Below are 893 nucleotides of genomic sequence, written 5' to 3' on the forward strand. Positions count from 1 at the left end.
TTCACCGGACACCTAAGCGGTTTCAGTTTCGGCCCTTATGAACTCGCGAGGCGATTTCCATTTCAGGCCGCTGTGTGGGTGGTTCTCGTTATAGTCTTCGATCCAGTTTCCTATCAATCTCAGAACGGTTTCCGCATTAGGCAAAGGGTTCACACGGACGTAGTCGCGCTTGAGCGTCTTGACGAAGGCTTCCGACATGCCGTTGGATTGCGGGCTGGCCACCGGTGTGAAGCAGGATTTCAACCCGAGCTGACGGGCGAAGATACGAGTTTCCTTCGCCGTGTAAGCGCTGCCGTTGTCGGATAAGACCTCGATGATCTCTGGCGCACGGAAGGTGCCGAAGCGCGCCTCGACCGCCTCCAGCAGCATATCGCGCACGTCCGAGCCGCTGATCCCGGCATTGGCAACGGCGCGCCAGGATATGATCTCGCGGTCATGGGCGTCGATTAGGAAGGCCAGGCGGATCACGTCCCCGTTCCAGCAGGTGAACTCCAATCCGTCAGAGCACCAACGCAGGTTCGACCGCATCATGATGACCTTGCCGTCATGAATGCGCTCGGGCCGGTCAAACCCGGAGCGCTCAAGCAGCAGGTTGTTGCGCTTCATGATCCGATAGACGCGCTTGTGGTTAGCAGGCGGTAAACCCGCCGCACGGAGTTCCCGGTTCAGGACCGCCGTGATCCGGCGATAACCATAGGTCGGGCGCTCCGCCACCAGCCGCTCGATGCGCGGCAACACCGCCGCGACTTGGGCTTTATGATAGCCCCGACGCGGCTTCGCATTCCCGTTCAGCCGATCGTGCAGGTTCGCGCGGGACACACCCAATGTCGCTGCCACCGCGGTCATTGGGAAATGTCCGGTTTCAGCGATTGCACACGCAAGGTCGGTTTTTT

Annotated in this window: 1 protein-coding gene; it reads right to left on the reverse strand. The window is 59.9% G+C overall.

What is annotated here, in order from left to right; genetic code table 11:
• Nucleotides 1-12: 12 nt before the first annotated feature.
• Nucleotides 13-893: IS3 family transposase (locus JAO82_RS14145; RefSeq protein ID WP_198687037.1), on the reverse strand; the 881-nt coding region annotated here is incomplete at its 5' end.

Source organism: Pontibaca salina, from assembly GCF_016307205.1.
Lineage (GTDB): Bacteria > Pseudomonadota > Alphaproteobacteria > Rhodobacterales > Rhodobacteraceae > Pontibaca > Pontibaca salina.